Annotated in this window: 27 protein-coding genes and 2 pseudogenes; 14 read left to right on the top strand and 15 right to left on the bottom strand. The window is 62.6% G+C overall.

Translation table 11 applies throughout. The annotated features are described in order from the left end of the window. Position 1: 1 nt before the first annotated feature. Positions 2-787 carry a phosphonate ABC transporter ATP-binding protein gene (gene phnC / locus PQV96_RS19550; RefSeq protein ID WP_273623933.1) on the bottom strand — a complete coding sequence of 262 codons (786 nt, stop codon included), beginning with the start codon at positions 785-787 and terminating at the stop codon, positions 2-4. 189 nt (positions 788-976) lie between these two features. Here phnC and PQV96_RS19545 point away from each other — a divergent pair, with 189 nt between their 5' ends. Both PQV96_RS19545 and PQV96_RS19540 read left to right on the top strand, forming a co-directional pair. Next, positions 977-1,864 carry a LysR substrate-binding domain-containing protein gene (locus tag PQV96_RS19545; RefSeq protein WP_015913025.1) on the top strand — a complete coding sequence of 296 codons (888 nt, stop codon included), beginning with the start codon at positions 977-979 and terminating at the stop codon, positions 1,862-1,864. A 51-nt stretch (positions 1,865-1,915) separates the two neighbouring features. Beyond that, a complete protein-coding gene (locus PQV96_RS19540; protein ID WP_273623932.1) occupies positions 1,916-2,890 on the top strand; it encodes an IS5 family transposase in 975 nt (324 codons plus the stop codon). Between the two features lie 284 nt (positions 2,891-3,174). Here the strand turns inward: PQV96_RS19540 and PQV96_RS19535 are convergent. Then, positions 3,175-3,284, bottom strand: a pseudogene (locus tag PQV96_RS19535) (transposase domain-containing protein); the annotation flags it as partial. Between the two features lie 383 nt (positions 3,285-3,667). On the opposite strand from PQV96_RS19535, the gene PQV96_RS19530 reads away from it, so the two are divergent. Next, positions 3,668-3,967, top strand: coding sequence for an antibiotic biosynthesis monooxygenase family protein (locus PQV96_RS19530; RefSeq protein WP_066788990.1), 300 nt, complete (start codon positions 3,668-3,670; stop codon positions 3,965-3,967). 132 nt (positions 3,968-4,099) lie between these two features. Here PQV96_RS19530 and PQV96_RS19525 read toward each other — a convergent pair whose 3' ends face one another. The 3 genes from PQV96_RS19525 to lhpI form a co-directional block, all read right to left on the bottom strand. Beyond that, a complete protein-coding gene (locus PQV96_RS19525) occupies positions 4,100-5,224 on the bottom strand; it encodes a branched-chain amino acid ABC transporter substrate-binding protein (protein WP_156445297.1) in 1,125 nt (374 codons plus the stop codon). A gap of 88 nt (positions 5,225-5,312) precedes the next feature. Further along, positions 5,313-6,320, bottom strand: coding sequence for a trans-3-hydroxy-L-proline dehydratase (gene lhpH / locus PQV96_RS19520; RefSeq protein ID WP_273623931.1), 1,008 nt, complete (start codon positions 6,318-6,320; stop codon positions 5,313-5,315). A gap of 29 nt (positions 6,321-6,349) precedes the next feature. Then, positions 6,350-7,291: a bifunctional Delta(1)-pyrroline-2-carboxylate/Delta(1)-piperideine-2-carboxylate reductase gene (gene lhpI / locus PQV96_RS19515; RefSeq protein WP_142085384.1), complete on the bottom strand. Its 942-nt coding sequence runs from the start codon at positions 7,289-7,291 to the stop codon at positions 6,350-6,352. Between the two features lie 348 nt (positions 7,292-7,639). Here lhpI and PQV96_RS19510 point away from each other — a divergent pair, with 348 nt between their 5' ends. Beyond that, positions 7,640-8,362 (top strand): FadR/GntR family transcriptional regulator, encoded by a 723-nt coding sequence (locus PQV96_RS19510; protein ID WP_273623930.1) that lies wholly within the window; start codon positions 7,640-7,642, stop codon positions 8,360-8,362. Between the two features lie 6 nt (positions 8,363-8,368). Here the strand turns inward: PQV96_RS19510 and PQV96_RS19505 are convergent, their stop codons facing one another. The 3 genes and pseudogenes from PQV96_RS19505 to PQV96_RS19495 all read right to left on the bottom strand — a co-directional run bounded on the left by PQV96_RS19505 (position 8,369) and on the right by PQV96_RS19495 (position 11,522). Continuing rightward, entirely contained in the window at positions 8,369-10,324 is a 1,956-nt protein-coding gene (locus PQV96_RS19505; RefSeq protein ID WP_273623929.1) for a GspE/PulE family protein, read from the bottom strand. A gap of 9 nt (positions 10,325-10,333) precedes the next feature. After that, positions 10,334-10,456, bottom strand: a pseudogene (locus PQV96_RS19500) (exodeoxyribonuclease III); the annotation flags it as partial. Positions 10,457-10,574: 118 nt separating this feature from the next. Then, the gene (locus PQV96_RS19495; RefSeq protein WP_024813719.1) at positions 10,575-11,522 is read right to left on the bottom strand and encodes a LysR family transcriptional regulator; all 948 of its coding nucleotides are present in this window, start codon (positions 11,520-11,522) and stop codon (positions 10,575-10,577) included. Positions 11,523-11,642: 120 nt separating this feature from the next. Here PQV96_RS19495 and PQV96_RS19490 point away from each other — a divergent pair, with 120 nt between their 5' ends. Further along, the gene (locus PQV96_RS19490; protein ID WP_024813720.1) at positions 11,643-12,758 is read left to right on the top strand and encodes a YeiH family protein; all 1,116 of its coding nucleotides are present in this window, start codon (positions 11,643-11,645) and stop codon (positions 12,756-12,758) included. 66 nt (positions 12,759-12,824) lie between these two features. Next, the gene (locus PQV96_RS19485) at positions 12,825-13,877 is read left to right on the top strand and encodes a YncE family protein (protein ID WP_024813721.1); all 1,053 of its coding nucleotides are present in this window, start codon (positions 12,825-12,827) and stop codon (positions 13,875-13,877) included. 104 nt (positions 13,878-13,981) lie between these two features. On the opposite strand, the gene PQV96_RS19480 is transcribed toward PQV96_RS19485, so the two are convergent. Next, complete coding sequence (locus PQV96_RS19480) at positions 13,982-15,151, bottom strand: IS4 family transposase (protein WP_114657074.1); 1,170 nt, start codon at positions 15,149-15,151, stop codon at positions 13,982-13,984. 173 nt (positions 15,152-15,324) lie between these two features. Here PQV96_RS19480 and sorA point away from each other — a divergent pair, with 173 nt between their 5' ends. The 6 genes from sorA to PQV96_RS19450 all read left to right on the top strand — a co-directional run bounded on the left by sorA (position 15,325) and on the right by PQV96_RS19450 (position 20,097). Continuing rightward, positions 15,325-16,596 carry a SorA family sulfite dehydrogenase catalytic subunit gene (sorA, locus tag PQV96_RS19475; protein ID WP_024813722.1) on the top strand — a complete coding sequence of 424 codons (1,272 nt, stop codon included), beginning with the start codon at positions 15,325-15,327 and terminating at the stop codon, positions 16,594-16,596. Positions 16,597-16,605: 9 nt separating this feature from the next. Next, entirely contained in the window at positions 16,606-17,286 is a 681-nt protein-coding gene (locus PQV96_RS19470) for a c-type cytochrome (RefSeq protein ID WP_273623928.1), read from the top strand. Between the two features lie 64 nt (positions 17,287-17,350). Further along, complete coding sequence (locus PQV96_RS19465; protein ID WP_114655810.1) at positions 17,351-17,671, top strand: high-potential iron-sulfur protein; 321 nt, start codon at positions 17,351-17,353, stop codon at positions 17,669-17,671. Next, positions 17,650-18,072 carry a DUF305 domain-containing protein gene (locus PQV96_RS19460; RefSeq protein WP_081739325.1) on the top strand — a complete coding sequence of 141 codons (423 nt, stop codon included), beginning with the start codon at positions 17,650-17,652 and terminating at the stop codon, positions 18,070-18,072. The genes PQV96_RS19465 and PQV96_RS19460 overlap by 22 nt, the downstream gene beginning before the upstream one ends. 31 nt (positions 18,073-18,103) lie before the next feature. Then, positions 18,104-19,498 carry a YncE family protein gene (locus PQV96_RS19455; protein WP_024813726.1) on the top strand — a complete coding sequence of 465 codons (1,395 nt, stop codon included), beginning with the start codon at positions 18,104-18,106 and terminating at the stop codon, positions 19,496-19,498. Then, positions 19,495-20,097, top strand: a complete 603-nt coding sequence (locus PQV96_RS19450) for an Nmad2 family putative nucleotide modification protein (protein WP_024813727.1) — start codon at positions 19,495-19,497, stop codon at positions 20,095-20,097. Before PQV96_RS19455 ends, PQV96_RS19450 begins: the two co-directional genes overlap by 4 nt. On the opposite strand, the gene PQV96_RS19445 is transcribed toward PQV96_RS19450, so the two are convergent. The 5 genes from PQV96_RS19445 to PQV96_RS19425 form a co-directional block, all read right to left on the bottom strand. Continuing rightward, entirely contained in the window at positions 20,070-20,906 is an 837-nt protein-coding gene (locus PQV96_RS19445; protein WP_024813728.1) for an anti-sigma factor family protein, read from the bottom strand. The two genes, PQV96_RS19450 and PQV96_RS19445, sit on opposite strands and share 28 nt — an antisense overlap. A 1-nt stretch (position 20,907) precedes the next feature. Beyond that, positions 20,908-21,432 (bottom strand): sigma-70 family RNA polymerase sigma factor, encoded by a 525-nt coding sequence (locus PQV96_RS19440; RefSeq protein ID WP_024813729.1) that lies wholly within the window; start codon positions 21,430-21,432, stop codon positions 20,908-20,910. Between the two features lie 36 nt (positions 21,433-21,468). Then, the gene (locus PQV96_RS19435; protein WP_024813730.1) at positions 21,469-21,846 is read right to left on the bottom strand and encodes a COG4315 family predicted lipoprotein; all 378 of its coding nucleotides are present in this window, start codon (positions 21,844-21,846) and stop codon (positions 21,469-21,471) included. Between the two features lie 103 nt (positions 21,847-21,949). Further along, entirely contained in the window at positions 21,950-22,087 is a 138-nt protein-coding gene (locus PQV96_RS19430; RefSeq protein WP_420482165.1) for a hypothetical protein, read from the bottom strand. 13 nt (positions 22,088-22,100) lie between these two features. Continuing rightward, the gene (locus PQV96_RS19425) at positions 22,101-22,904 is read right to left on the bottom strand and encodes an exodeoxyribonuclease III (protein WP_273623927.1); all 804 of its coding nucleotides are present in this window, start codon (positions 22,902-22,904) and stop codon (positions 22,101-22,103) included. A 10-nt stretch (positions 22,905-22,914) separates the two neighbouring features. Between PQV96_RS19425 and pyrE the strand changes: the two genes are divergently transcribed. Together pyrE and PQV96_RS19415 are read left to right on the top strand one after the other, a co-directional pair. After that, entirely contained in the window at positions 22,915-23,613 is a 699-nt protein-coding gene (pyrE, locus tag PQV96_RS19420) for an orotate phosphoribosyltransferase (RefSeq protein ID WP_273623926.1), read from the top strand. A 5-nt stretch (positions 23,614-23,618) separates the two neighbouring features. Beyond that, complete coding sequence (locus PQV96_RS19415; RefSeq protein ID WP_420482164.1) at positions 23,619-24,317, top strand: DUF4124 domain-containing protein; 699 nt, start codon at positions 23,619-23,621, stop codon at positions 24,315-24,317. Between the two features lie 106 nt (positions 24,318-24,423). Here the strand turns inward: PQV96_RS19415 and gatB are convergent, their stop codons facing one another. Continuing rightward, positions 24,424-25,872: an Asp-tRNA(Asn)/Glu-tRNA(Gln) amidotransferase subunit GatB gene (gene gatB / locus PQV96_RS19410; protein ID WP_273623925.1), complete on the bottom strand. Its 1,449-nt coding sequence runs from the start codon at positions 25,870-25,872 to the stop codon at positions 24,424-24,426. Between the last annotated feature and the right edge of the window lie 48 nt (positions 25,873-25,920).

Genomic DNA, 25,920 nt, shown 5'->3' with positions numbered 1-25,920 from the left:
GTTAGGAAGAACGGGACGGTTCGACAGGTGACGACTTCGCGTACAGGGCAGACTGGGCTTCTTCCGTCAACTGCGCTGCTGTCCCGTCGAACACCACCTGGCCCTGGCGAAGGCCCACAATGCGGTCGGCGAACATGCGCGCGAGGTTGACTTGATGCAGACTCACGATGGCCGTGAGTCGGTCTTTCTTGCAGATGTCGTGAAGCAGGGTCAACACACTCTGCGCGGTCGCCGGGTCGAGGCTGGCCACCGGCTCATCGGCCAGCAGCAGGCGGGGCTTTTGCACCAAGGCACGCGCAATGCCAATGCGTTGTTGTTGCCCACCAGACAAGGTGTCTGCCCGTGCTAGGGCTTTCTCAAGCAGGCCTACGCGGTCAATGGCCGCCAGCGCCTCCAGCTTGTCAGCCTTGCTCCAAGGCCACAACGACGCCAGAGATCCGCGGGTGGCGAGCTTGCCCATCAACACATTGGCCAGCACGCTTTGCCGCCCGATCAGGTGGTGCTGCTGGAACACCATGCCGCAGTGGCGCCGATGCTCAAGAAGGTTGCGTTTTGAGACGGTGCCGCCCGGCAGATCGGCCACCGACACCTCTCCGTCTGTGGGGCTAACCAAGCCATTGATGCTGCGCAGCAGCGTTGACTTTCCCGCGCCCGACGCGCCCAGCAGCACAAGGAACCCGCCATGCTGTACCTCCAGCGAGGTGGGCGCAAGCGCTGTGTGACCATCGGCATAGGTCACCGTGATACCCCGCAAGCTCAGATGGCTCTCGCGAATTGCAGTTTTCATAGCTCGGTTTCATTTGTTGTGGTGCGCTAGACGCACACCAGGACTCAAGTGGTCAGAAGTATCTCTCGGGAAAGAGGAGGTTCTGGAAGAAACAGCTTCAGTGGAAGCACAGCTCAAGTCTGGGTGACCAAGATGTCATGAATATGAAACTTTCATCCCTAAAAATGAGGGCACCCATAGATCACATCAATGTCTGGACTCAGCCTCCTCGCAGCCTTGAAGGCCTTTGACGCAACGGCCCGAGCCGGCAGCATGACCGCTGCCGCGAGAGTGCTCGCTATTCAACAACCGACTGTTTCTTCACACATACAGCGCCTGGAGGTCGACTTCGGCGTGGAGCTTTTTCATCGGCGCGGGCGGCGGCTTGAACTCACGTCCTTTGGACGCACTCTGTTGGACTACACCCGGCGTACCTTCAGTGGCGAGGAAGATGCGCACGCACTGCTCGCTGCTGCGAAAAATCAATACGTAGGGCGACTGGTCATCCATGCCATCGGGCCGCACAACGTGCTGCCCGTGTTGAAGCTGTTCATGAAACAGTTCCCCCAGGTCAACGTGGCTGTTGGCGTAGGCGACTCGCGAACCATCACTGAAAAGATTCTTGACTACCAGGGAGACGTGGGCATGGTGCTCAATCACGTCGCTCACCCAGATCTATTTGGCGCGGCTTACCGTACCCAGCGATTGGTGATATTCGGCAACACCCAACACCCACTCGCGCAACGGGCCACTCTCAAACTGCGTGATCTGCAGGGTCAGAGGTTCGTCATCCGAGAGGAAGGATCGACGACCAGACGCGTGTTTGAACAAGAACTAAAGGAGCGAGGCGTCGAGGTGCAGGTGGCTCTGGAGATGGGCAGCCGCGAGTCCGTTCGAGAGGCGGTGGCGGAGGGGCTGGGCCTAGGCGTCGTGGCGGAAACAGCCTACAGGCCGGATCCTCGCCTTGTTAAGTTAACTATTTCAGACACCAGCATGGCGACACAGGTGCACTTCATCTGTAGAAAGGAGCGGCATCAAGCTCCTCTGATCTCGACCTTCCTGGGTTTGGCGCATAGCGTAAGTCAGAAAATTGCCTAGGGCAACGCTGATTAAGGTCCACCGTTGAGGGGGGTCAAACGTTATCCGCAGATGAAGCAGCAGACCCTGGCAATGGCCGCAGATCAAGACAACGGATTCGAGCATTCGCGCAAACCCACCCGACGCGAAGAGTTCTTGCGGACCATGCAGACAATAGTGCCTTGGGCCGCCCTGTGCCAGGTGATAGAGCCGCACTACCCCAAGGCCGGCAACGGCCGCCCGCCCATTGGCCTTGAGCGCATGCTGCGCATCCATTTTCTTCAGCACTGGTTCAACCTGGCCGATCTGGCGTGCGAGGAGGCTCTGTATGACAGTGCCAGTCTGCGCCGCTTTGTGGGCATTGACCTGGGCCGCGAGCGCGTGCCCGATGCCACCACGCTGCTGAAGTTTCGCAAACTGCTCCATGAGCACAAACTGGGCGAAGCCCTGTTTGCCAAGGTAGGCCAGCAATTGCAGGAGCGCGGCTTGAAGGTCAACACCGGCACCATCGTGGATGCCACGATCATCGCAGCGCCCAGCTCCACCAAGAACGCCGACAAGGCGCGCGACCCCGATATGCACCAGACACGCAAAGGCCAGCAATGGTATTTCGGCATGAAGCTGCACATTGGCGTGGACAGCCAAAGCGGGCTGGCGCACAGCGCCGTGGTGACGGCGGCCAACGTGCATGACAAACACCCTCTGCCCGATCTGCTGCATGGCAATGAGCGGCGCGTGTACGGCGACTCGGCCTATGCCAGCCAGAAAGCACTGATAGCGAGCAAGGCCCCCAAGGCCAAGGACTTCACCAACCAGCGCACCCGCCGTGCAGGCGAGGTGGACGAAGTTCAGCGGGCCAAGAACCGCAACAAATCGCGGGTGCGCGCTCGGGTCGAGCATGTCTTTGCGGTGGTAAAGCGCCTGTGGGGATTCACCAAGGTGCGCTATCGCGGGCTGCAAAAGAACGCCACGCGTGCGTTCACGGCCTTGGCGCTGGCCAACATCTACCTTGCCCGAGGGCGCCTGCAGGGACAGGTGCGCCCGTAAGGGTCCGAAGGGGGCTCAAAGGCTCCCGAAACAGGCCCTGTGGGGCAAAGCACAGTATCTTTGCGGGCCATTTGGCATTCAAATGGCTGTGCGATGGATATGACGTTACTTGTTCAGCATTGCCCTAGGTATGGAACTTGGATTCCATGCAGCCGTGGGGCATGGGACCGAGGGGCAACTGTTCGCCTGTAGGCCGACTTAAGTTAAGGGTTGTAGGACGCCCGTAATCGCGCGGCGATCCCATCTTGACTGCGGGGCGCGGTCGTGTATCTGAATATGCGCTGTCAGGCTGACTGCCAGCGGTATGGCAGCAGCTCGCCGATCTGGGTGGCGGGCTGCATGGGCAGGCGTGCCATGACATCGCGCAGGTAGGCGTAGGGTCGTGCCCGTTCATGGGGAGACGTGTGCTAGACCATGACTGCAGCTCCCTCGATACCGGTCATCGATGCTGCCGCGCTGCTGGGTGAGCCAATGACAGCTTTGTGCCAGGCACCGTGAACTCAGGTCACGGCCGCGACCGACAGCAACCGCTGCATGAGCGACCTTCAAGCTGCTTTAACCAATATCGTCTCCCGACCCATCGGGGTCACCCGCCAAATACCACGCCTTTTTGAGAGAGCTGCAACAGGCTGACGCGACCTGGTCGCAGTTGTGACGGCTCTCTTGTCAAATCGCACCGCCATGTCGCGTTGGCGCAGTGGATGTTTTGAATCTGTATTCCTGCAGAGCCGCTGCGTTGGAGCAAAATCACCCGCGATAACCAACCGAGCATGACCCATGATCACAGAAATCGCTGAATTCAAGATCCGCCCCGAGGACCGCACGGCTTTCCTGGAGGCCATCAACCGGGCTGCTGTGGCCTATCTGGCCAAGTCAGAGGGCTACCTGGGCCACTCGATCTACGCCAGCCAGGAAAGCCCCGGGCGCGTGGTGCTGCAGGTGCAATGGGCATCTTTGGAAGCCCACACGGTGGGCTTTCGCCAGTCGCCCGCGTTTGCCCAGTGGCGCGAAGTCATTGGCCCGTTTTTCCAGTCGCCGCCCAATGTTGAGCACTTCGACGACGTGACAGCTCCGTAAGCTGGCCTGTCAATCGTCGTTGTGTGAGTTCTGCCAGCCGCTGGCTTCAGGCTGCAGGGCATGCATGAAAAAAGCCCCTGCCGGTGCACACCGGCAGGGGCTTTGACGTTTGGGCCTTGAGCGCGTGGGCGATCAGAGGCTCTTGAGCGGCACGACGTCCTTGCCCTTGAAGGTGTAGACCGTGACCGCCGACGACTTCAGGTCGTGCTTGGCGTCGTACGAGAACTCGCCTGTCACGCCAGCGTACTTGCCGTTGGCGATGGCCTGCACAACCTTCTTGGTGTCGGTCGATTGGGTGGACTCGATGGCGGCAGCCAGCATGTGCATGCCGTCGTAGAAAGCGGCGGCGTAGGTCAGTGGGTCGCGCTTGTACTCGGCGCGGTAGCGCTGTGCAAACTTCTGGCCCTTGTCGCTGCGGTCCAGCATCGAGCCACCCTGCGTGCAGAAGGTGTTCAGGTCACCAGAGATTTGCGACAGGTTGGCTGTTTCGGAAGAGCAGATACCGTCACCGCCCAGCAGTGGGCCGGAGATGCCCAGTGCGCGCATTTGCTTGAGCAGCGGGCCGCCCTGGGGCGAGTAGCCACCGTAGAACACGGCATCGGCCTTCGATGCGCGGATGTTGGTCAGGATGGAGCTGAAGTCTGTGGCCTTGTCGGTGGTGAATTCAGAGGCCACCACTTTCACGCCCAGGCGCTTGGCTTGTTCGGTGAACTCGCGCGCCACGCCCTGGCCGTAGGCGGTGCGGTCATCGATCACGGCCACGGTCTTGATCTTCAGGTCCTGGGCGGCGTAGGTCGCCATCTTGGTGCCCAGCTGGTTGTCGCTGGCGCCGATGCGGAACAGGTTGTTGTAGCCCATCTCGGTGATCTTGGGGTTCGAGGCCACGGTCAGCACCACGATGTCCGAGTCGTTCAGCACGCGGGCTGCGGGCATGGTCACGCCCGAGTTGTAGGGGCCCATGACGAACTTGATCTTCTTGTCGGACAGAGACTGGGCAATCTGCACGCCTTGCTTGGGGTCTGCGCCGTCGTCGTTGATGTCCAGTTCAAACACCACGGGCTTGCCGTCAATCTTCACGCCCTTGGCGTTGATTTCCTTGATGGCCAGCAGAACGCCGTCGCGGTTGTCCACGCCGTTGGCGGCCTGGGGGCCGGTCACGGGGCTCATGAAGCCCACGCGGATACGTTCTTGTGCCTGGGCCGTCATGGCGGCCAGACCCAATGCCAGTGCGGTCAAGCTGAATGCAATTTTTTTCATGGTGATGTCCTAAAGAATGAGTAGAGATGGGGCGCGAAGATCACATGCACCTGGTGCCCCGTCAGGCGCTGGAGTTGGATGGCTGGCGTTAGCGCACAAGAAAACCGTTTCTCAGCGGGTCTCGGGCGTCCAGTACCCAGTTGCAAAACCCTGCAATGTAGGCGGTGCCAGAGATTTCAGGGATGACCGCATCAAAGTCGCCCACTTGGGTTTCGTGCATCACGCGGCCTTGGAACACGGTTCCGATCACGGATTCATTGACCAGCACATCGTCCTTACCCAGCAGGCCGCGCAGGTAAAGCTGTGCCACGCGCCCGCCCGTGCCCGAGCCGGTGGGGGAACGGTCTACCTCCCGGTCTGCAAACACGCAGCAGTTGGCCTGTGTGGAGCCTGGATGGCGCGGGGCTCCATCAATGATGGTGCCGTAGATGTGGTTGATTTCCGGGATGTGCGGGTGCACCACCGGGAAGGCGGCGTTGGCGGCGGCTTTCACCTCAGCGCCAAACTGCTTCAGGGTGTCGATGGAAGACTCGCGGATTTCGAGGCCGTGGGGCTGGGCGCTGGTGTAGAAGTAGAAGGCGCCACCGTAGGCAATGTCACCCGTCACCTCTCCAAAACTGGGCGTGGTGACTGTGACGTCGCGCCGGTAAATGAACGAGGGCACGTTGACGAAGCGCACGCCGTTGGCATGGGCTCCATCCCACTGCACAAAGGCTTCGATGAAGCCGCAGGGCGCATCGATGCCCACCCGTGTCTCGGGCTCGGTGCGTTGCACCCAGCCCAGCTCGACCGCCGCGGTGGCCAGGGCGATCACGCCATGCCCGCAGTGGTCGCTGTATCCCTCGTTGTGCAAAAAGATGACGCCAAAGTCTGCTGTGGGGGAGACGGGTGGCGTGAGGTAACCGCCGTACATGTCGGCGTGCCCACGGGGCTCGAACATCAGCGCCTGGCGGATGTCATCGGCATGCTCCAGCAGCCACGCGCGGCGTTCCACGATGGAGTGGCCGGGCAGCTTGGGCAGGCCCGAGGTGACGATGCGAAACGGCTCTCCGCCGGTGTGCACTTCCACAGTGCTGATGGTGCGTGTGATCTGCATGGTGAGTGTGGGGTAGTGCCGCAGTGATGTCAGGCGATGCCCAGCGACGCCAGGGCCGCGCGCGCGGCTGCCAAGTCCCATGCCGCGGTGCCTACGCTCTTGAAGACAAACGCCTGCGAGCGGTCGGGATCTTCGCGCACGAGCTGCGCCAGAGCGTGCACGCGGCTCCACTCCACGCCAGCGCGCAGCAAGTCGCCAGCCTCGTGGCGTGCGCCAGCCGGGTCGTCGGCGTACAGCACGCTACCGTCCAGCGTGGTTTTGCCGATCTCGGCCATTTCGGGTTTGAAAGCACCTACGCCCACCACGACCCGGCCGGCCTGTGGCGGCTCGTCGTACACCGGTTCAGTGGCTGTGGTCAGGGTGATGACGGCATCAACGCCTTCAGGGATTCCTGCAGGGCAAGCCCGTACCGTGGCGGACCCTGCAAACCCGGCGCACAGCGCCTGGGCGGTGGCGACCTGGCGGCTACGGACCCACACGGTGCAGTCGGGGTACAGGTCTTGCAGAGCTTGAATGTGGTGCCTGGCTTGCACGCCAGTGCCGATGAGCAGAACCTGCCGGGGTGCGTGGCCCAGCAGCCGATGGATGGCGACCATCGATACGGCCGCAGTGCGCCGCCCGGTGACCACGGGGCCGTCTAGCTGGCACAGCGGTTGGCCGGTGGCGGCTGCGCACACGGTCACGATGCCGTGGATGGTGGGCAGCTTCAATGCAGCGTTACCAGGGTGCACATTGACCAGCTTGTGGATGCCAATGTCGTGCGAGGTGGCTGGCATGCTCAGCATCACGCCGCCTTGGCCCATGGGCACCACCATGCGCTCGGGGCTCAGGATCTTGCCCTCGCGGTATTCCACGGCAGCTGCTTCAATCGCCTTCGCCAGCGCAGCAAAAGGCAGTGCCTGTGCGGTGGCCTTGGCATCGCACACGGGCAAACGGTGGGTGGGCGAAGCCGTGGAAGTCGAGGCGGTCATGGGTGGATCCGATCTTGGAGGGCGGCGGCAGCTTGAAGTCGTGCCGCGGTGAAGCGTCACAGGGGCGCTTCAGTGAATCAATGGCAAATTGGTTTTTTAGCACCCACTTGGGTCAGGTCAGCGTTTTACGGCTTGCTGCGCGTCAAAGTGGGTCAATTGCGGCAGGTTGTGGCGAAGTTCGCTTGAATTTTGGGCAAATTGTCATGATTCGGTGACGAAGCAATCCCTAGGGTTAGTCCCTAAATTAGCGGATGTTTCGCCACAGTGATGGCGCTACTGCAGAAAATACATTGGTCTGAATGGTGACTTCTTTCTACAATTTTTCAAAGCAGATCGGAAAAATTGGTAATGAGTATTGACCATTCAGCGGATGAATTTCGACCCAGGCAGATTTACGAGCAGGTGGCCGAGCGCATACGCAGTTCGATCCTGAGCGGGGCTTTCCCGGCAGGATCGCGGCTTCCGTCCGAGCGGGAACTGGCACAACGGCTGGGTGTGAGCCGCCCTGCGGTGCGGGAAGCCATTGGGGCGCTGCAAAACCTGGGTTTGGTGGTCACTCGCCATGGCTCGGGCACCTATGTCACGGCCCAGGGTGGGGATGCGGGAGACACGCAGACGCCAGGCGGGCCGTCAGACTTCAGCCCGCTGAGCATTCTGGACGTGCGTTTGCTGTTCGAACCGGCCTTGGCCCGACGTGCAGCCCGCGGCGGCAAGCGGGATGCAGCCGCCGAGGAATATCTGCGGCGCATGTCAGAGGTGCGGGACCTGAGCGACCCGCAGCAGCAAGCTTTGTGGTCGGAGTGCGACCGGCTGTTTCACCGGCAGATTGCCCTGATGGGTGGTGACGCCCTGTGGGTCAAAATGGCCGACGAAATCGCCCGCAGCATGGACCAGTCCCTGTGGCGCAGGCTGTGCGGCGACGGCATTTGCGACCCCGAGCGCATCCCTCTGTATGTGGCCGAGCACCGGCTGATCTATGAAGCCATCGTCACCGGCGACGAGGACGCCGCCGCTTTTCTGGTGGAGCGCCATCTGCAGCGCGTGCGCAAGGACATCTCCACGCGCGAATAGGTCGCGTCAGAGGTTGCTGGCTGCCAGCACCTCGGACATGTCGGTCAAGCCCTGCAGCACTTTTTCAATACCGTCCTGGCGCAGCGTAAGCATGCCGGCCGCCAAGGCGGTCTGGCGAATTTCTGCGGCCGAGGCGCGGCGGCGTATGTGCTGGCGGATGGCTTCGTCACTGAGCATCAATTCATGGATGCCCATGCGCCCGCGGTAGCCGTGGCCCTCGCACTCCTGGCAACCCACGCGGCGCCAGAGCTGCAATTCGCCAGAACCCGCACCGTAGTTCTTGCGCCAGCGCTGAACCAGCGCCGCACGGCCTTCGGGGCTGTTGCCCGAGCCGCTGGGCAGGTACTGCGATGCCATGTCCAGCAGCGTTTCGTCGTCTGCCACCACGGGTTCGCGGCAAGCCTTGCACAGGCGCCGCACCAGGCGCTGCGCAAGGATGGCGAGCAGCGAATCCGAGAAGTTGAACGGGTCCAGGCCGATCTCCAGCAGCCGCGCAATGCTCTCGGGTGCCGAATTGGTGTGCAGGGTAGAGAGCACCAGATGCCCTGTGAGCGATGCTTCAATCGCGATGCGCGAGGTCTCCTCGTCGCGCATTTCGCCGATCATGATGACGTCTGGGTCCGCGCGTAAAAACGTGCGCATGGCGGCCGCGAAGGTCCAGCCGATGCGCGGGTTGACCTGCACCTGGCGCAGACCACTCTGGGTGATTTCGATCGGGTCCTCGGCCGTCCAGATCTTGCGGCCAGCGGTGTTGATGTCGCTGATGACCGAGTGCAGCGTGGTGGTCTTGCCGCAGCCCGTAGGCCCCACCACCAGCACCAGGCCGTAAGGTTTGCGCACCATGTCACGCATGGCCTTCAGGTTGGCAGGTGTGAGCCCGATGGCATCCAGCGGCAAGGGCTTGGCGCCTGCCAGCAGCCGCAGCACCACATCCTCCAGACCGCGCGAAGTGGGCACCGTGACGACTCGCAGCTCTACTGGTGGGCCACCGAAGCGAGAGAAATCGATCTTGCCATCCTGGGGCTTGCGGTGCTCCGAGATGTCCATGTTGGCCATGATCTTGATGCGTGCCACCAAGGCATAGCGAAAGCGCGCGGGCAATTCCAGGTGGGGCACCAAATCGCCATCAATGCGCAAGCGAATGCGCACATTCAGGGGCGCGGGCTCGGTTTCGATATGGATGTCGGAGGCACGGTGGGCAATGGCTTCGTTGATGACCGAGTTGATCAGCCGCACCAGCGTGTTGTCCGATTCACTCACCACATCGGTATCGGCCGTCTGGCTGTCTGGGGCCGAGTCGTTCAGGTCCTGTGCCAGTTCTTGCGATGTGGCGCGTGCAGTGGGCGGTGGGCGCACGCCGTCTTTGGCTCCGCCAGCGACGATTTTTCCCCGTGGTGCATCAGAGGCATCGCCTGGGTGAACGCTGTAGGCTTTGGCGATGGCAGGAGCCAAGGTACCCGGCGCAGCTTTGATGGGAATCAGCCGCCGTTGGGTCAGAAAGCGCAGCTCGCTGAGCAGCATCCGGTCGTACGGGTCGGCCATGATTAGCGCCAAGGATTCATCGCGCACCAGCAGGGGCAGCACCGATTCGCGCTCAGCCACGGTGCGGGGCACCAAGGCCAGGGCGTCAGGCTCTGGCTGCAGGTGGGTGGGGTCGACCATGTACTCGCCCAGCCAGGTGGAAATCACTTGCCGCAATTGGTCCTGGCTCAGGTCATGCTGCTCCACCAGGATCTGGCCAATCGGGCGTGCGTTCCCTTTGTCCCGTTCCTCTTGCTGGGTCTGCAAGCTGCTGGCCAGCGCGGCCGGCGTGATCAGCCCGGCGTGCAGCAGCGCCTCCCCCAAATGGCGGGCCTTGCCGATAGCCGGGTGCGGCGTAGAAAGCAGCATCCACAAGGCATCGGTGCTTGGTGGCTGGATGCATTGGGGCAGTGAGTCCTCAGTGTCTTTGGGGTAGGGCATGGCAGAGGGTCAGAGCGCGAACTCGTATTCCACAGTGATGGGCGCGTGGTCTGAAAACTTCTCGCCCTTGTAAATGGACTCTGTGCGCGCCAGTGCCGCCATGGCGGGTGTGGCCAAGTGGTAGTCAGTGCGACATAAAACCTGCATTTCTGATTGTCTCGCTGCGACATCTGAATGCCGGCGCGACCCATGTTTTCGTTCCCGGTACGCGGTCGTTCAGCTCGACCTCAAGGCCGCACGGAGTACCGATTCAGTCGATGGGTGATTTGTCTGGGGCCATGGTGATTCCTTCCAGTCGCTCGCAGTGCGCCACGAAGCGTTGCAGGTTGCCCGAAAGGCGCTTTTTCTGATGGTGCACCAGATAGAAGCGGCGAGTCAGGCGAGGCAACGTGGTTCGCAGAACGACCAGTCTGCCGAGTGTCACCAGGTCCTGCACCGCGCACAGCGACAGGCAAGCCAGCCCGAGGCCTTCGGCGGCCGCCTGCTTGATGGCTTCGGTGCTGCCCGGCTGCATGTCGCCGTTCAGGTGGTGAAGGTGCGGCAGCAACACGTGCTCCACGGCCTCGCGCGTGCCGGAACCCGGCTCACGGAGCAACCAGCGTGCCTGCCGCAAGGCCTTCAACGGAACGCGTGCCTGCACGCCCTCCTGCACCAGCGCATGCGTCGGTGCAGCCACGATGACCAACTCGTCCTGAAGCCATGGCGTCACTCGAAGCTCAGCCTCGTGGCAGGGCCCTTCGATCAGACCGATGTCGACCTCCAGGCGGGTCACGGCCGCAGCGATGTCGCGCGTGTTGCCGATGACGACATCCACTGCGGCACCGGGCCACGTCCTGCTGTAGCCGGCGATCAGCGCCGGCAGCACGTAATTGCCGATCGTCGTGCTGGCACCAACGCGAAGGCGCGTGACCAGCGGCGCGGTTGCAGCTCCCGTGCTGCCGAGCCCGAACTGGCTTTCGATTTCCTGCGCGCCGTCGAGCAATGACCTGGCTTGCGGCAGCAGCGCACGGCCGTTGTCGTTCAGAAGCAAGCGTTTGCCAATGCGGTCGAACAGTTGGGCACCGAGAAGGTTCTCCAGTTCGTTCAGCGCGCCGCTGGTCGCCGACTGCGAGAGCGCGACGCGCTCACCGGCGGCGGTGGTGCTGCCGGTGTCGGCCACGGCCGTGAAGATCAGAAGTTGACGCAATGTCAGGCGCATCCAAACGCTTTCGTTACCTGTTCGATGGCTAGGTTATAGCGGAAGTATCCGTTTGCCGGATAGATCGAATCGGTTCAAAGTTCGTCTATGCCTTCAGAAAACGACGCGATGGAGAAAACGATGCACACCGCCACTTCCGCAGCCCACCTGACGCACACCCCTGCAGCGATGCACCGTGTACGCCTGTTGGTTCCTGGCCTCGCACTCACGGGCGCCCTGGCTTTCGCGTCGATCCAACTGGGCAGGATCGGCTGGCTGCAGTCCAACGGCATCAGCGCGCTGACCCTGGCCATCGTGCTGGGCATGGTGGTCGGCAATACCGTCTACCCCCGCATAGGCGCCGCGGCCGGCGCTGGCGTGACCTTTTCCAAGGCCAACCTGCTGCGCCTGGGCATCATCCTGTACGGCCTGCGCCTGACCTTCCAGGACATCGGCAACGTCGGCTGGACCGGTGTCGCGATCGACGCCACGGTGCTGTGCAGCACCTTCGGGCTCGCCTGCTTCCTCGGCACCCGGGTCTTCGGGCTTGATCGCAAGACGGCCATGCTGATCGGCGCCGGCAGTTCGATCTGCGGTGCGGCGGCGGTGATGGCGGCCGAACCCGTCGTGCGCGGTCGCGCCGAGCAGGTGATGGTCGCGGTGGCCACGGTGGTGGTGTTCGGCACGCTGGCGATCTTCCTGTATCCGGTGCTGTATCACCTGGTCGCGCAATTCCGGCTGTTCGACCTGTCGCCCACCGCTTACGGCGTGTTCGCCGGATCGACGATCCATGAGGTGGCACAGGTGGTCGCCGCCGGTCGCGCCGTCAGCGAGCAGGCTGCGAACACCGCCGTCATCGCCAAGATGGTCCGCGTGATGATGCTGGCGCCGTTCCTGATCATCCTGTCCGCCTACCTCTCCCGCTCCAGTGCCAAGGACGCCGATGCTGCCGATGGCACCGACGAAGCCAATGCCTCGCCACGCGGCGGCATCGTGATTCCCTGGTTCGCCCTCGGTTTCGTGGCGGTCGCCGGACTCAACTCGCTCGCATTGCTGCCCCATGCGGTGGTGACGCAGGTGATCGACATCGACACCGTGCTGCTGGCCATGGCCATGGCAGGTCTTGGCCTGACGACGCACGTGTCGGCCATCCGCAAGGCCGGCATCAAGCCGCTGGCGCTGGCGGCCGTGCTCTTCGTCTGGCTGGTGTGCGGCGGCTTCGCCATCAACGCGGGCATCACTGCACTCCTCAACTGACAGGGCGGACCTGGAATAAATCGCCCCCGCCATTCGTCCATCCATTCAGACAACCGAAAGAATCTCATGAAACTCCGTCCTCTCGCACTTTCGCTGTGCCTCGCCCTCTCGACACTCGCCTCGATTCCTTCGACGGTCACGGCACAACCTGCGCCTGTCGCAGCGTCCGCAAGTGCGACGCAGCGCTGGACCTTCGACGGTGCCATCCACAACAACTCGCTGGCGCTCAGCCCGGACGAGGGCACGGCCGTGGTGTCGTACAGCGAACGCCCGGACGTCGTCGTCTACAACCTGAAGACCGGCAAGGTGCGCAAGGTGCTGAATGGCTTCGTGACGCCACGCAACATCGTGTTCGCGCCGTCTGGCGAGTTCTTCTATGTTTCGGACAGCAGCCTGGGCACCGTGGCGAAGATCGCCACGTCCAGCCTGAAGACGGTCAGCAGCCTGCCGGCAGGCCCCGGTGCCTTCGGCACCGTGCTGAGCAAGGACGGCGCCACGATGTACGTGAACAACCAGGCCGCCAGCACGGTCACGCGTTTCGATCTCGCAAGCGGCGCACCGCGCGCCGTCATCACCGGCTTCGCGCAGCCGCGCCAGGGTGTGCGCCTGAGTCCCGACGGATCGGCCCTGTACGTCACCAACTTCATGGGCGACAAGATCACCATCGTGAACACGGCGACGAACAAGATCGACGGCGAGATCACCGGGTTCAACAAGCTGCGCGCGATCTCAGTCACCGCCGACGGCAAGACGCTCTTCGCGGCGAACAGCGGCAGCAACACCATCGCGGTCGTCGACCTGGACAAGCGCGCCATCGAGTCGACGATCGCTGTCGGCAAGGACCCGTACGGTGCCGCGCTGTCGCCCGACGGCAGGCGCGTCTACGCCGGCAACCTGGGCGACAACTCGCTGTCCGTCATCGATGTCGCGAGCAAGAGCGTGGTCGCCACCATCACCGGATTCAAGGAGCCGCGGCAAGCCATCGTCTTCACGCGCGACGGCAAGACGGCCTATGTGCTGAACGAAGACTTGGGAATCGCCAAAGTGGACTTGGCGAGCAACCTTGTGGAGGCGACGCTGGCTGCGCCTGCGGCAAAGATGCAGAAGGCCGCGCCGTGAAGAAGCGCTCGCGGACTACCTGAAATCGCCTGCAGGACAAGCAATCTTCGCCAAGTGGGGTTGGCAGACACCCTGAATAGCCACTGTATTTCAGTAGTGTCCGGTTAAAAGTTGAACAAATTCAACTGGTTAGCGATGGGTGTCTCAATGGATTGGGATCGGTCGGCCTGCAAGGCGCATGAAATCTGGGTTTTCTCAAAAACTGACACTGACAAGATCTGTAGACATGTGTAGAGCGAAGCATCGAGATGAAGCTCCTTCTTGACGATGGCAATGAGCACGTAGGTGGACACGGCGCACCAGATCTGTGTCTTGACGGCGTTCTCGCTAGTACCCAGGAACCGCTTGATACGCAGGTGCTGCTTGATCCATTTGAAGAACAGCTCGACCTGCCAGCGACTTTTGTAGAGCGCGGCAATCGACAAGGCTGGCAGCGTCGTGTTGTTGCTCAGAAAGACCAGCGTCTTCCCCGATTCGGGGTCTTTGAATCGGATGCGCCGCAGGTGCTCAGGGTACTTCTTGGCCGAGTAATGGCCGTTGAGCATTACGCGCTGGTCGCAGATGATGCCTGTGCTGCGATTGACGGGATCGGAGTACACGCGCCGAGCATCCATGCCCGCTTTGGCTCGGGTGACGAAGAATGCGCCAGCCTGATGCATGGCATACAGGCGAGCAAAGTCGACGTATCCACGATCCATCACGTAAAAAGCGCCCGCCTCGACAGGCAGGATGTCGAGTACGTTGACGTCGTGGAGTTTGCCGTCGCTGATGTGAATGAACGCGGGAATGGCACCGCGCAGGTCCAGCAGCGTGTGCAGCTTGATGGCGGCCTTGGTCGAACGAAACGGCGCCCAGTCGAACAAGCTCAGGCACAGGTCGATGGTGGTGGCGTCCAAGGCGTACACACTGGCATCGAGATCGAGCACCGTTGGCTCTTGGGCATACAGGGCTCTGGCCCGCACGATCAGCCGCTGCGCCAGCGCATGGTAAATCCGCCAGTCGCGCGAGTTCAGCGCATCGGCCAACGTCGAGCGTGCTGGGGGTGCCTTCAAACCCATGTGAAACAGCTTGCCACGATTGGCGGCCAGGCAGGCTTCGATGTCGCGCAGCGATTCGCGCCATGTGAGCTGGGAAAACGCCATGACGCGAAACAGGTCCGCGCATCCCAGGGTGCGAACACCTGCATCGCCATCGTGGCGGTCGATGATGCGCGAGAAGGTCTTCCAAGGCACGAACTCCATTACCTGTGCGAACAGCGTCTTGCCCACATTCATGCGCCACTCCGGGTTGTTGAAACCCGCGAGCATCGCAAATGAGCTAAACGAAATTCAAATCGTGGACACCCATGAATCCTCTGAAACCCGCTTCAATACTGGCGTTGCCGCCCTTCAGCATCAAATAAGCCGGACACTACTGACTGTATTTATCTAACAAACGGAGACAAACCATGAGATCAGGTCGCGAAGCCACACCCACCGCGCAGCACGACGCCAAGCGCGCTCCATCCCGTCGGCGCTTCGTCCAGGGCGCCGGTCTTCTCGCGCTGGGTGCGTCGCCGCTCGCCGCGCTGGCGGCTGGTCGCGATACTGGCGAAGGCGTGACCTTTGCCGACGGACCGCGCCCCATGGTGACGTACCCGCAAAAACGGCCGCTGATTCGCGTTCACACCCGGCCGCCGCATCTGGAAACGCCATTCTCAGTCTTCAACGAAGGGCCGATCACCGCCAACGACGCTTTCTTCGTGCGTTACCACCTGGCCAACATCCCGCTGGCGGTCGACCCTGCTACCTACCGGCTCACCGTCAAGGGAAAGGTCAACACGCCGTTGAACCTGTCGCTGGCCGAACTGAAGGCACTGGCCGAGCCGGTGGAGGTGGTGGCGGTCAACCAGTGCTCCGGCAACAGCCGCGGGTACTCGTCGCCGCGCGTCTTCGGCGCACAGCTCGCCAATGGCGCGATGGGCAATGCCCGATGGGTCGGCGTGCCGCTGCGCAAGGTGCTCGAGAAGGCGGGTGTGGCTGCAAGTGCCCGCCAGGTAACCTTCAACGGCCTCGACACGCCGGTGCTGCCCGCGACCTCGGACTTTCGCAAGGCGCTGGACATCGAACACGCGCTGCAGGACGAACCGATGCTCGCTTGGGGCATGAACGGCAAGGACCTTCCGTTCCTCAACGGCTACCCGGTCAAGCTCATCGTGCCGGGCTACTTCGGCACCTACTGGGTCAAGCACCTCTCGGAAATCGAGGTCATCGACCATGTGTTCGACGGCCACGACGCGCTGTTCATGACGACCGCCTACCGCGTGCCCGACAACGACTGCCAGTGCGTGGCACCGGGTTCCGCAGCGGCGAAGACGCGGCCCATCTCCACGCTGCCCGTGCGCAGCTTCATCACCAGCGTCCAAGCCGGTGGCATCCTGCCCGCCGCCCGCTCGATCGAACTCAAGGGAATCGCCTTCGATGCCGGTGCCGGCATCAAGACGGTGGAAGTCTCCATCGACGGCGGCCGGAGCTGGAAGGCGGCGACGCTCGGCAAGGATCTGGGGCGCTTCTCGTTTCGCGAATGGCGGGCGCCGGTGAGCTTCGCGAAGATGGGCCGAGCCGTGCTCATGGTCCGTGCGACCAACCAGAAGGGCGAAGGCCAGCCCGCCACGGTGGACTGGAATCCGGCGGGTTACCGCCGCCATGTGGTCGAGTCCACGCCGGTCACCATCGCCTGAGGACACGCCATGAAAACCCCCACTTTTTTGGTCCGTGCCGTTCTTGGCTGCTGCGTGTTGATCGCGTTCAACGCGTTGGCCGCGCCGCCCGACATCAAGCTGCAGCCCGACACGTCGAAGCTGCGCCCCTCGAAGCTGCCGGGCTACGCCATCGCGATGCAGAAATGCGCGATCTGCCATTCGGCGGACTACGTCAACTACCAGCCACCCGGCATGACGCAGACGCAGTGGACCGCCGAGATGGCCAAGATGCAGCACACCTACGGTGCGCCGATCAGTGACGACGAAGTCAAGCAGGTGGGTGCCTACCTGGCGGTCGCCTACGGGTCCGCGAAGGCCACAGACGCCAATGTGATCGCCGCCTCCACACCCGCGCCAGCGTCGCCCGCTCCGCCAACGTCACCGGGTGCTGCGGCCACGCCACCAGCCGGTGGCGCGAGTGTCAACGTCCAAGCGCTTCTTGCGAGCAACGCCTGCCTGAGTTGCCACGGCCTGACCCAGAAGATCGTCGGTCCGGGCTATCACGACGTCGCCGAGAAGTACAAGGCCGATCCGCAGGCGCAGTCAAAGCTGGAGGCCAGCATCCGTGGCGGCAGCGTCGGCAAATGGGGCAGCGTGCCGATGCCGCCTTTCGCCGCACTGAAACCCGAAGAGGTGAAAGCGCTGGCTGCGTTCGTCTTGAAGCAATAAGCACGCCCCCGATCGCTGCAGCGAAGACTCCGGCAACGACCAAAACCCCCACGAGATTAAAAAAATGACCCCCACGAATCGCCGCTTTTTCATCTTCCAAGTTGCCGGCGCGGCAACCGCGCTGTCCGTCTCCGCCGCCCACGCACAGTCCGGCGGCCCGAAGCTGGCCGAGACCGATCCTCAGGCCGTGGCGCTCGGCTACAAGGAAGACACCACCAAGGTCGACGCCAAGAAATTCCCCAATCACGCGGCCAGCCAGAACTGCGCGAACTGTCAGCTGTTTCAAGGCAAGCCCAAGGAAGCGACGGGCGGCTGCCCGCTGTTCGCCGGCAAGCAGGTCGCTGCCGCGGGCTGGTGCAGCGCATGGAACAAGAAAGCGGCATGAGCAGCGGCTTCGTTCGTGCGGGCATCCTCGGGTTGCTGGTCGCAGGGAGCACGTTGACGCAGGCGGCCGACATGCACGCGCACGGTATGAAAGCCGAGGGCGTCGTGCCTCCCAGCTTCATGGCCAGCACGGCCAAGCCCTTCGATGCGCTGATGGGTGATGCCATGGCCGTAATGGACCACGACATGCGCACCGCACCCATGAACGGCCAGCCCGCGCACGACTTCATGACCATGATGATTCCCCATCACCAGGGCGCCATCGACATGGCCAAGTCGATCCTGCTCAACACGCAAGACCCGGAAGTGCGCAACCTCGCGCAGGGAATCATCACCGAGCAGGCCAACGAGATCCGGCTGATGCAGGCTTGGCTCGCACGCCACGCATCACCCGCCAAGTAGTCGCTCCAGACACGTCGAAGAAGGACCTTTCATGAATTCACTCAAACCCCTTGTCCTTGCCACGGCGCTGGCCGTTGCATCTTTCGCGGCGTCGGCAGCTTCCAATCCCGGCGACCGCGTCTACACCGCAGACCAGAACACCAACACGGTGTCGGTGATCGACCCGAACACCAACGCATTGCTCGGCCAGATCAAGCTGGGCAACCAGCGCCCCGACGTGCTGTCGCCGATCTACAAGGGCGAGATCAACGTTCACGGCCTCGGTTTCTCGCCCGACCACCGCACGCTGGTCGTCATTGCCAACGGCTCGAACTCGGTGACCTTCATCGACACGGCGACCAACAAGGTCAAGGGCGTGACTTACGTCGGCCGCTCGCCGCACGAGGCCTTCTTCACGCGCGACGGCAGGGAGGTCTGGGCCGTGGTGCGCGGAGAGAACTACATCTCGGTGATCGACGCGAAGACCTTCAAGGAAAAACGCCGGATCGAGACCGCGCCGGGCCCCGGCATGGTGCTGTTCACGCCGGACGGTGGGCGCGCCTTTGTGGTGTCGAGCTTCACGGCCGAAGTGGCCGTGGTCGACACGCGCGCGTACAAGATCGTGAAGCGTATTCCGGTCGTGAGCCCGTTCTCGCCGTTCCTGCAGTTCACGCCGGACGGCAAGGAAGTCTGGATGGGTCACAAGGACGTCGGCAAGGTCACGCGCATCGACGTGAAGTCGATGGCGGTGACCGGCGTGATCGACACCGGCTTCATCACCAACCATCTTGGCTTCGCCAAAACCGCGCGCGGCACGCTGGCGTACGTCGCCGTGGGTGGCGAGAACGTCGTGAAGGTCTACACGACCGATGGCGAGGCGAAGCTGCTCAACACGATCGCGACCGGCGCGCTGCCGCATGGCGTCTGGCCATCGGACGACGGCACGCGCATGTACGTCGGACTGGAGAACGGCGATGCGGTCCAGGTGATCGACACCGCCAGCGACAAAGTCATCGCGGCGGTGCCGATTGGACAGGCTCCGCAGGCGTTGGTCTACGTTTCGAACGCCGTACCGTCGGGCGCCGGCACGGACAACCTGAAGCCGCTGGCGAACGCGGCGCCGGTCAACATTCCGCTCATGCCCGATTCCGGCGACGCCAAGGGCTTCGTGGTGGCACGCAATTTCGGTGTGGTCGATGCGCTGGAACTGTTCCTCTACAAGCTCAAGCCGGAGACGGTCTACAGCATCTATGTGGGCGATCAGAAAGTGCCCGTCGCCAGCTTCAAGACCAATCCGATGGGAATGGCCGACGGCACGGCGATCGGCGAAATCCGCGAGGTCACTCGTCTGCAGTCGGAAGCCAATCCAAAAACCGCATCGATCGTGGTCATCGAAGGCGATGGGCCGATGGATCCAGCCAAGGTGGTTCTGCGCAGCCCGATGTGATCGAAGGCCCTCGCATCTTTCGTTATGTCGTGCGGCAAGACCGCGGCGGGTCGCCGAATCCTTTTCACGGCTGGTGCTCCCTCGCGGTGTGCAAGCCGCAGATTCGTCGCTCGGCACGTGTCGGCGACTGGATCGTCGGCCTGCGCAGCCGCCACAACGACCAGCTCATCTACGCGATGCGCATCGATGAAGTCATGGCGCTGGGCGACTACTGGGCGGACCCGCGCTTTGTCGCCAAGCGACCTGGCGGCGACGGCCCCCCGGACAACTTCTATCGGGCGATGGCGAACGGCTCGATGAAGCAGGTGGCCAACACGTTGCATGACGACAGCGAGGCCGCGCGAGACATTGCGGGCCTCAACGCACTGGTGTCATGGCATTTCTGGTACTTCGGCGACCAGAGCCCACCGCTGTCGACCGAACTGGTGCACTTGGTGCATTCGGGCCAGGGGTACGCGCTGCACCGGCGGCGTCGAGCGGATGACGTCGCCGTGCTGCAGCACTGGCTGGACCACTGGCCGATGGGCCGCAACGGAAATCCCGTCGATGCCTGGCCCCTCGGGCGCCAAGACTACTTGCGCACTTCGAGCTGGCTGTAGACCGCCTCCGCGACCCGCAGCATTTCGGACTTGCTGTCGCCTGAAGAGATGGCGTAGCCGAATTCCTTGTCGACCCAGTAGAAGACATTCACCGGGCCATCCTGGCCGAACTTGAAGGCCGTCTCGCGTCCGGCGTCCTCGCGAGTGACGTACAGCGTCAGACGCTCGCCCTTTGCGCCGCCGAACATGAACTGCGCCACCGGCCCCTTGTCGCCCGGCAGCAGCCGCCCGCCGATGAGCTCGTAGCCCAGGGCGCGCAGGTCGGGCGGCTTCACTTCGGTGCCCATGCGCTTGGTCAGCCAGGTGACGAGCGCCTGCTCCTGGTCGGCGCCGACCTCCACCGGACGACGCACGTCCGGGCTGTAGACCACGTGGGCCACGGCCGCGCGGTGGGCAAAACCATTGAGCGTGCCCGCCCGCGCCGCGGCCAGCGTGGCACTGCGCTGCAGTTGCCCGTCGTAGGCGCCACGGCCCCACCAGGCCGACCCGGTGCTGACGACCGCGATCGCCACGCCGGCTGCCAGGGAGCGCCACGGCCATTCCTGCCAGCCCGCCCCCGGCGCCGGCTTCAGCGGCAGGCGCAATGGCAAGGGCTCGGACAGGACCGGGTCGAGCATCTGCTTGAGCGCCAGGTTCTGGGCGCGCCAGTCGTCCACGCGCTGGCGTTCGGCCGGGTGGGCATCCAGGAAGGCATCGATCTCTACATGCCGCGCAGGGTCCAGAAGCTGATCCGCAAAAGCGTGCAGATCGGCTTCGGTCACCGGCTTGATGCCGTCGGTGGAAATGGGTTTGAGTGGGGGAGAGTCCATGTCACTTGATCCTGCGCAGGGGCGCGGCAACTTGGGCTGATGGCGCGCGGCCTTGCAGTTCCTGTCGCAGCTTGTCACGGCCGCGCGCCAGGCGGGACATCACCGTGCCGATGGGCACGCCGAGCACTGCGGCGGCTTCTGCGTAGCTTAGTTCTTCGACTGCGATGAGCAGCATCACCTCGCGTTGCTCCACAGGCAACCGCTGCAGGACACGGTCCAGATCGCGGACCTCGATGCCGTCGGACTGGCTGGCTCGTTGTGGGATTTCGGGCAGGTCGTCGCCCGCGCTGTCCTCGGGTCGGCTGCTCCTGGCGCGTACACCGTCGATGAAGTGGTTGTGCATGATGCCGAACATCCAGGCGCGGATGTCGCCGCGTTTCTGCCAAAGCGAGAACCGGCTCCACGCTCGCTCCAGCGTGTCCTGCACTAGGTCGTCGGCCCGAGCGGTATCTGCCACCAGCCCTCGCGCGTAACGGCGCAGGCTGGGAATGCAGGCGACGATCGAGGCTTCGTCCTGTGTGCGCATGGGATGAAGCGTCGTGCTCTCTGCGGTTCTGGTCGATCAGGGCTTGATGACGTGCCAGACGTTCTTGAAGTTGTCGCCGGTCATGTCGCCGGCCTTCATGTCGGACTTGTACAGGTACACCGGCTTGCCCTTGTAGGCCCATTGCTTGGTGCCGTCGTCGCGCGCGACGATGGTCATGTCGCCTTCAGGCTTCGCGTCCGCTTCTGCCATCAACGGCGGCCACAGTCCGGCGCACGGGCCGTTGCAGGCACTCTTGCCGCTGCCCGCCGTGTCGTTGTCGAAGGTGTAGAGCGTCATTCCGCTGGTGTTGACCAGCATGCCGCCGGCCGTCTTCACGGGAGCGGCCGCCTGGGCGAGGCCGGCGGATGCGGCGGCGATGGCGAGAACGAGGGTCGAGACGAGGTGCTTGTTCATGGGAGTCCTTTGAAGGAAGAGTGGAGAAGACACTGCATAGACGCACGGCGGTGGCTGTCTATTCCACTGAGTTTCAAAGTTTTTCGGTGAGTCGAGCGACCTGTCAGAGATCGAAGTCGTAGTCCACCGTGATCGGCGCGTGATCCGAAAACCTCACCGTCTTGTAGATGGAGACTTCGCGCGCCAGCGCCGCCATGCCGGCTGTCGCCAAGTGATAGATGCTGGTGCAAAAAACCCACATCCTTTGATTCATCTTACAGGGCGAAGTCGTACTCAACGGTCAAAGGCGCATGATCTGAAAACTTTTGGTCCTTGTAGATGGCGGCAGTCCGAGCTAGTGCTGCGATTCGCTCCGTCGCCAAGTGATAATCCAGCCGCCAACCCACGTTGTTGGCATACGCCTGGCCCCGGTTGCTCCACCATGTGTAGGCCGTGTCGGTTGTTGCAGGTTGTAACTGACGGTAAACGTCCACCAACCCGCCGCCTTCGCCACTTGTGTCTAACAGTTTTGTCATCCAGGCACGCTCTTCCGGCAGGAAACCGCTGTTTTTCTGGTTGCTGCGCCAGTTCTTCAGGTCGATGTTCTGGTGGGCAATGTTCACGTCGCCGCACAAGATGAACTCTCGCTGTGCCTTCAGTTGTAACAGATGGGGGTAGAACTCGGCCAGGAAGCGGAACTTGGCCTGCTGGCGTTCCTCGCCGGAGGAGCCGCTGGGGAAATAGGCGCTCACGATCGACATCTTTCTCGATGGCGTGTCAAAGCGCAGCTCTACATACCGGCCTTCGGCGTCAAATTCGGGCGAGTTGTAGCCCACCACCACTTCCGAAGGTTCGTGGCGCGTGTAGATACCCACGCCTGAATAACCCTTCTTCTGCGCAAAATGAAAGTGGCCTTTCAGCCCCGCCAGCACTTCGAAACGGGTGGCAATATCTGCAGCCTGGGCTTTGACCTCCTGCACACAAATACAATCCGGCCGCGTGGTGGCGATCCAGCTCTCCACGCCTTTGCTGGTGGCGGACCGAATGCCATTGAGGTTGAGGCTGGTTAATTTGAACAAGGAATTTCCCATGGTGGATGTTGGCGTGCAGGCCCCGAACGACGGCGTTTTGGCGCAGGATTTCGTACGTTTCGCCGTTGAATCGGGCGTTTTGCGGTTCGGGGAGTTCAAGACCAAGGCAGGTCGGATGAGCCCGTATTTCTTCAATGCGGGCCTGTTTGACGACGGAGCCAAGCTGGGCCGTCTCGCAGAATTCTATGCAAAAGCCCTGTTGGCCAGCGGTATCGAATTCGACATGATTTTTGGCCCCGCCTACAAGGGGATTCCGCTGGCCGCCACGGTGGCTGTGGAGCTGGCCCGCCTGGGGCGCAATGTGCCCTTTGCCTACAACCGCAAGGAAGCCAAGGACCACGGCGAAGGCGGCACGCTGGTGGGCGCGCCCCTCAAGGGCCGGGTGTTGATCGTGGACGATGTGATGTCGGCAGGCACTGCTGCGCGGGAGTCCATCGCCCTGATCAAGGCGGCCGGGGCCACACCGCACGCCGTGGCCATTGCGCTGGATCGCCAGGAGAAAGCCACCGAGAATGGCGTGGACGTGGAGCACAGCGCGGTGCAGTATGTGCGCAACCAGCTGGGTATGCAGGTGTGTGCCATTGCCAAGCTGGCAGATTTATTGCTTTATCTCTCCAAAAACGGGGGGGCGGAGATGCGCATCCATCACGAGCGGGTCTTTGCATATCGCCAAAAATATGGCGTGACTGAAGGATAAGGAACTTGAAACAATGGGCTGCAAGTGCAGGGGGCGTAGCGCTGTGGGCAGGGCTCACTGCGTTCGCCTATGCACAGGCGCCTGCCGCAGGGCAGGGTATCTACACCTGCGTTGACAAGCATGGGCGCCGCATCACGGCGGACCGTCCCATTCCAGAGTGTCTCGACCGCGAGCAGCGGGAGTTGAGTCCTTCGGGTATCACTCGCCGGCAGATTGGCCCTTCACTGTCCGACACCGAGCGTGCGGCCCTTGAAGCCCAGCAGCGCAAAGAGGCTGAAGAGCGCGTGCGGGCCATCGAAGAAAAGCGCCGCGAGCGTGCGCTGGTGGCTCGTTATCCCGACAAAGCCACCCACGACATTGAGCGCAATGCTGCCCTGCTGATCGTGGACGAAGTGACCGCCACCGCAGAGAAGCGCATTGTGGAACTGCGGGAGCAGCGCAAGAAGCTGGACGTGGAGATGGAGTTCTACAAAAAGGACCCCAACAAGGCGCCCATGCCCTTGCGTCGCCAGATCGGTGAGAACGAAGACGGCGTTGCCGAGCTGCAGCGCTTCATCGCCGGCCAGGAGCAGGAAAAGCGCAAGGTGCACCAGAAGTTCGATACCGAACTGGCCAAACTCAAAGTGCTGTGGGAAATCCACAAACCCGTGGTTCTGCCCGCAGCCTCTGGCGTGCAATCTGGCGCGGCTTCCACCGTTCGCTGATTGCGCACAGCCCAGCAAAAAGCCCCTCTGGGATGAGACCCGAGGGGCTTTTTCAATGGTGCGGCGAGGCTGGGGCTCAGGTGCGCCCCAGCCCTATGCACGGCACTCAGGCCGACAGCTTGGCCCGCAGCAAATCATTGACCTGCTGAGGGTTCGCCTTGCCCTTGCTGGCCTTCATGATCTGGCCCACCAGTGCGTTGAATGCCTTGTCCTTGCCTGCGCGGAACTGGGCCACGTTGTCGGCGTTGGCGGCAATCACCTCGTCGATGATCTTCTCCAGCGCGCCGGAGTCGTTCATCTGCTTGAGGCCCTTGGCTTCGATGATGGCGTCCACATCGGCCGACTCGCCCGTCCACAGCGCGTCAAACACCTGCTTGGCGGCGTTGTTGGAGATGGTGCCGTCGGCAATGCGCGCAATCATGGCGGCGAGTTGAGCGGCAGTCACCGGCGCAGACTCAATGCCGGCTTCGCCCGCATTCAGGCGGCGAGACAGCTCACCCATGATCCAGTTGCTGGCCAGCTTGGCCTGGCCGCAGGCCTTGGCTGTGGCTTCAAAGTAGGCGGCCATGGCCTTGCTCTGCGTGAGTGTGGTCGCGTCGTACTCGGGCAGGCCGTAGTCGGCCACAAAGCGGGCTGCCATGGTGCGGGGCAGCTCGGCCATCTGGGCACGCTGCTCGTCAATCCAGGCTTGCGAGATCTGCAGTGGTGGCAGGTCTGGGTCGGGGAAGTAGCGGTAATCGGCCGCGTCTTCCTTGGTGCGCATGGCGCGGGTCTCGCCCGTGTCGGGGTCGAACAGCACGGTGGCCTGCTGGATGGCGTGGCCGTCTTCGATCTGCTCGATCTGCCAGCGGATTTCGTAGTCAATCGCCTGCTGCATGAACTTGAACGAGTTCAGGTTCTTGATCTCGCGGCGCGTGCCCAGCGGCTGGCCGGGTTTGCGCACCGACACGTTGGCGTCGCAGCGGAAGCTGCCCTCCTGCATGTTGCCGTCGCAGATGCCGATCCAGGTCACGATCTTGTGCAGCTCTTTGGCGTACGCCACGGCTTCTTCGCTGCTGCGGATGTCGGGCTCGGTCACGATCTCCAGCAGCGGCGTGCCCGCGCGGTTCAGGTCGATGCCGCTTTGGCCAATGAAGTCTTCGTGCAGCGATTTGCCCGCGTCTTCTTCCAAGTGGGCGCGCACCAGGCGCACGGTCTTCTTTTCGTCACCCAGAAAGAACGACACCTCGCCGCCTTGCACCACCGGGATTTCAAACTGGCTGATCTGGTAGCCCTTGGGCAGGTCGGGGTAGAAGTAATTTTTGCGCGCAAAAATGCTCTCTGGCGCAATGTGGGAGCCGAGGGCCAGTCCTAATTTGATAGCGCACTCGACGGCCTTGCGGTTCATCACTGGCAGGGTGCCGGGCAACGCCAGGTCCACTGGGCTGGCCTGGGTGTTGGGCTCGGCACCGAAGGCAGTGGGCGAGCGGCTGAAAATCTTGCTCTGCGTGGCCAGTTGGGCGTGGGTTTCAAAGCCGATGACGACTTCGTAACCGTGGATCAGTTTGGCAGACATGGATCTGTCCTTGCTATTAATAAGAGAGCTGTCTGCGCTTATCGTTTG

Origin of the sequence: Acidovorax temperans (assembly GCF_028596105.1) — a bacterium.
In the GTDB taxonomy this organism is placed as follows: Bacteria; Pseudomonadota; Gammaproteobacteria; order Burkholderiales; family Burkholderiaceae_C; genus Acidovorax; species Acidovorax temperans.
This window is presented reverse-complemented; position numbering and strand designations above follow the sequence as displayed.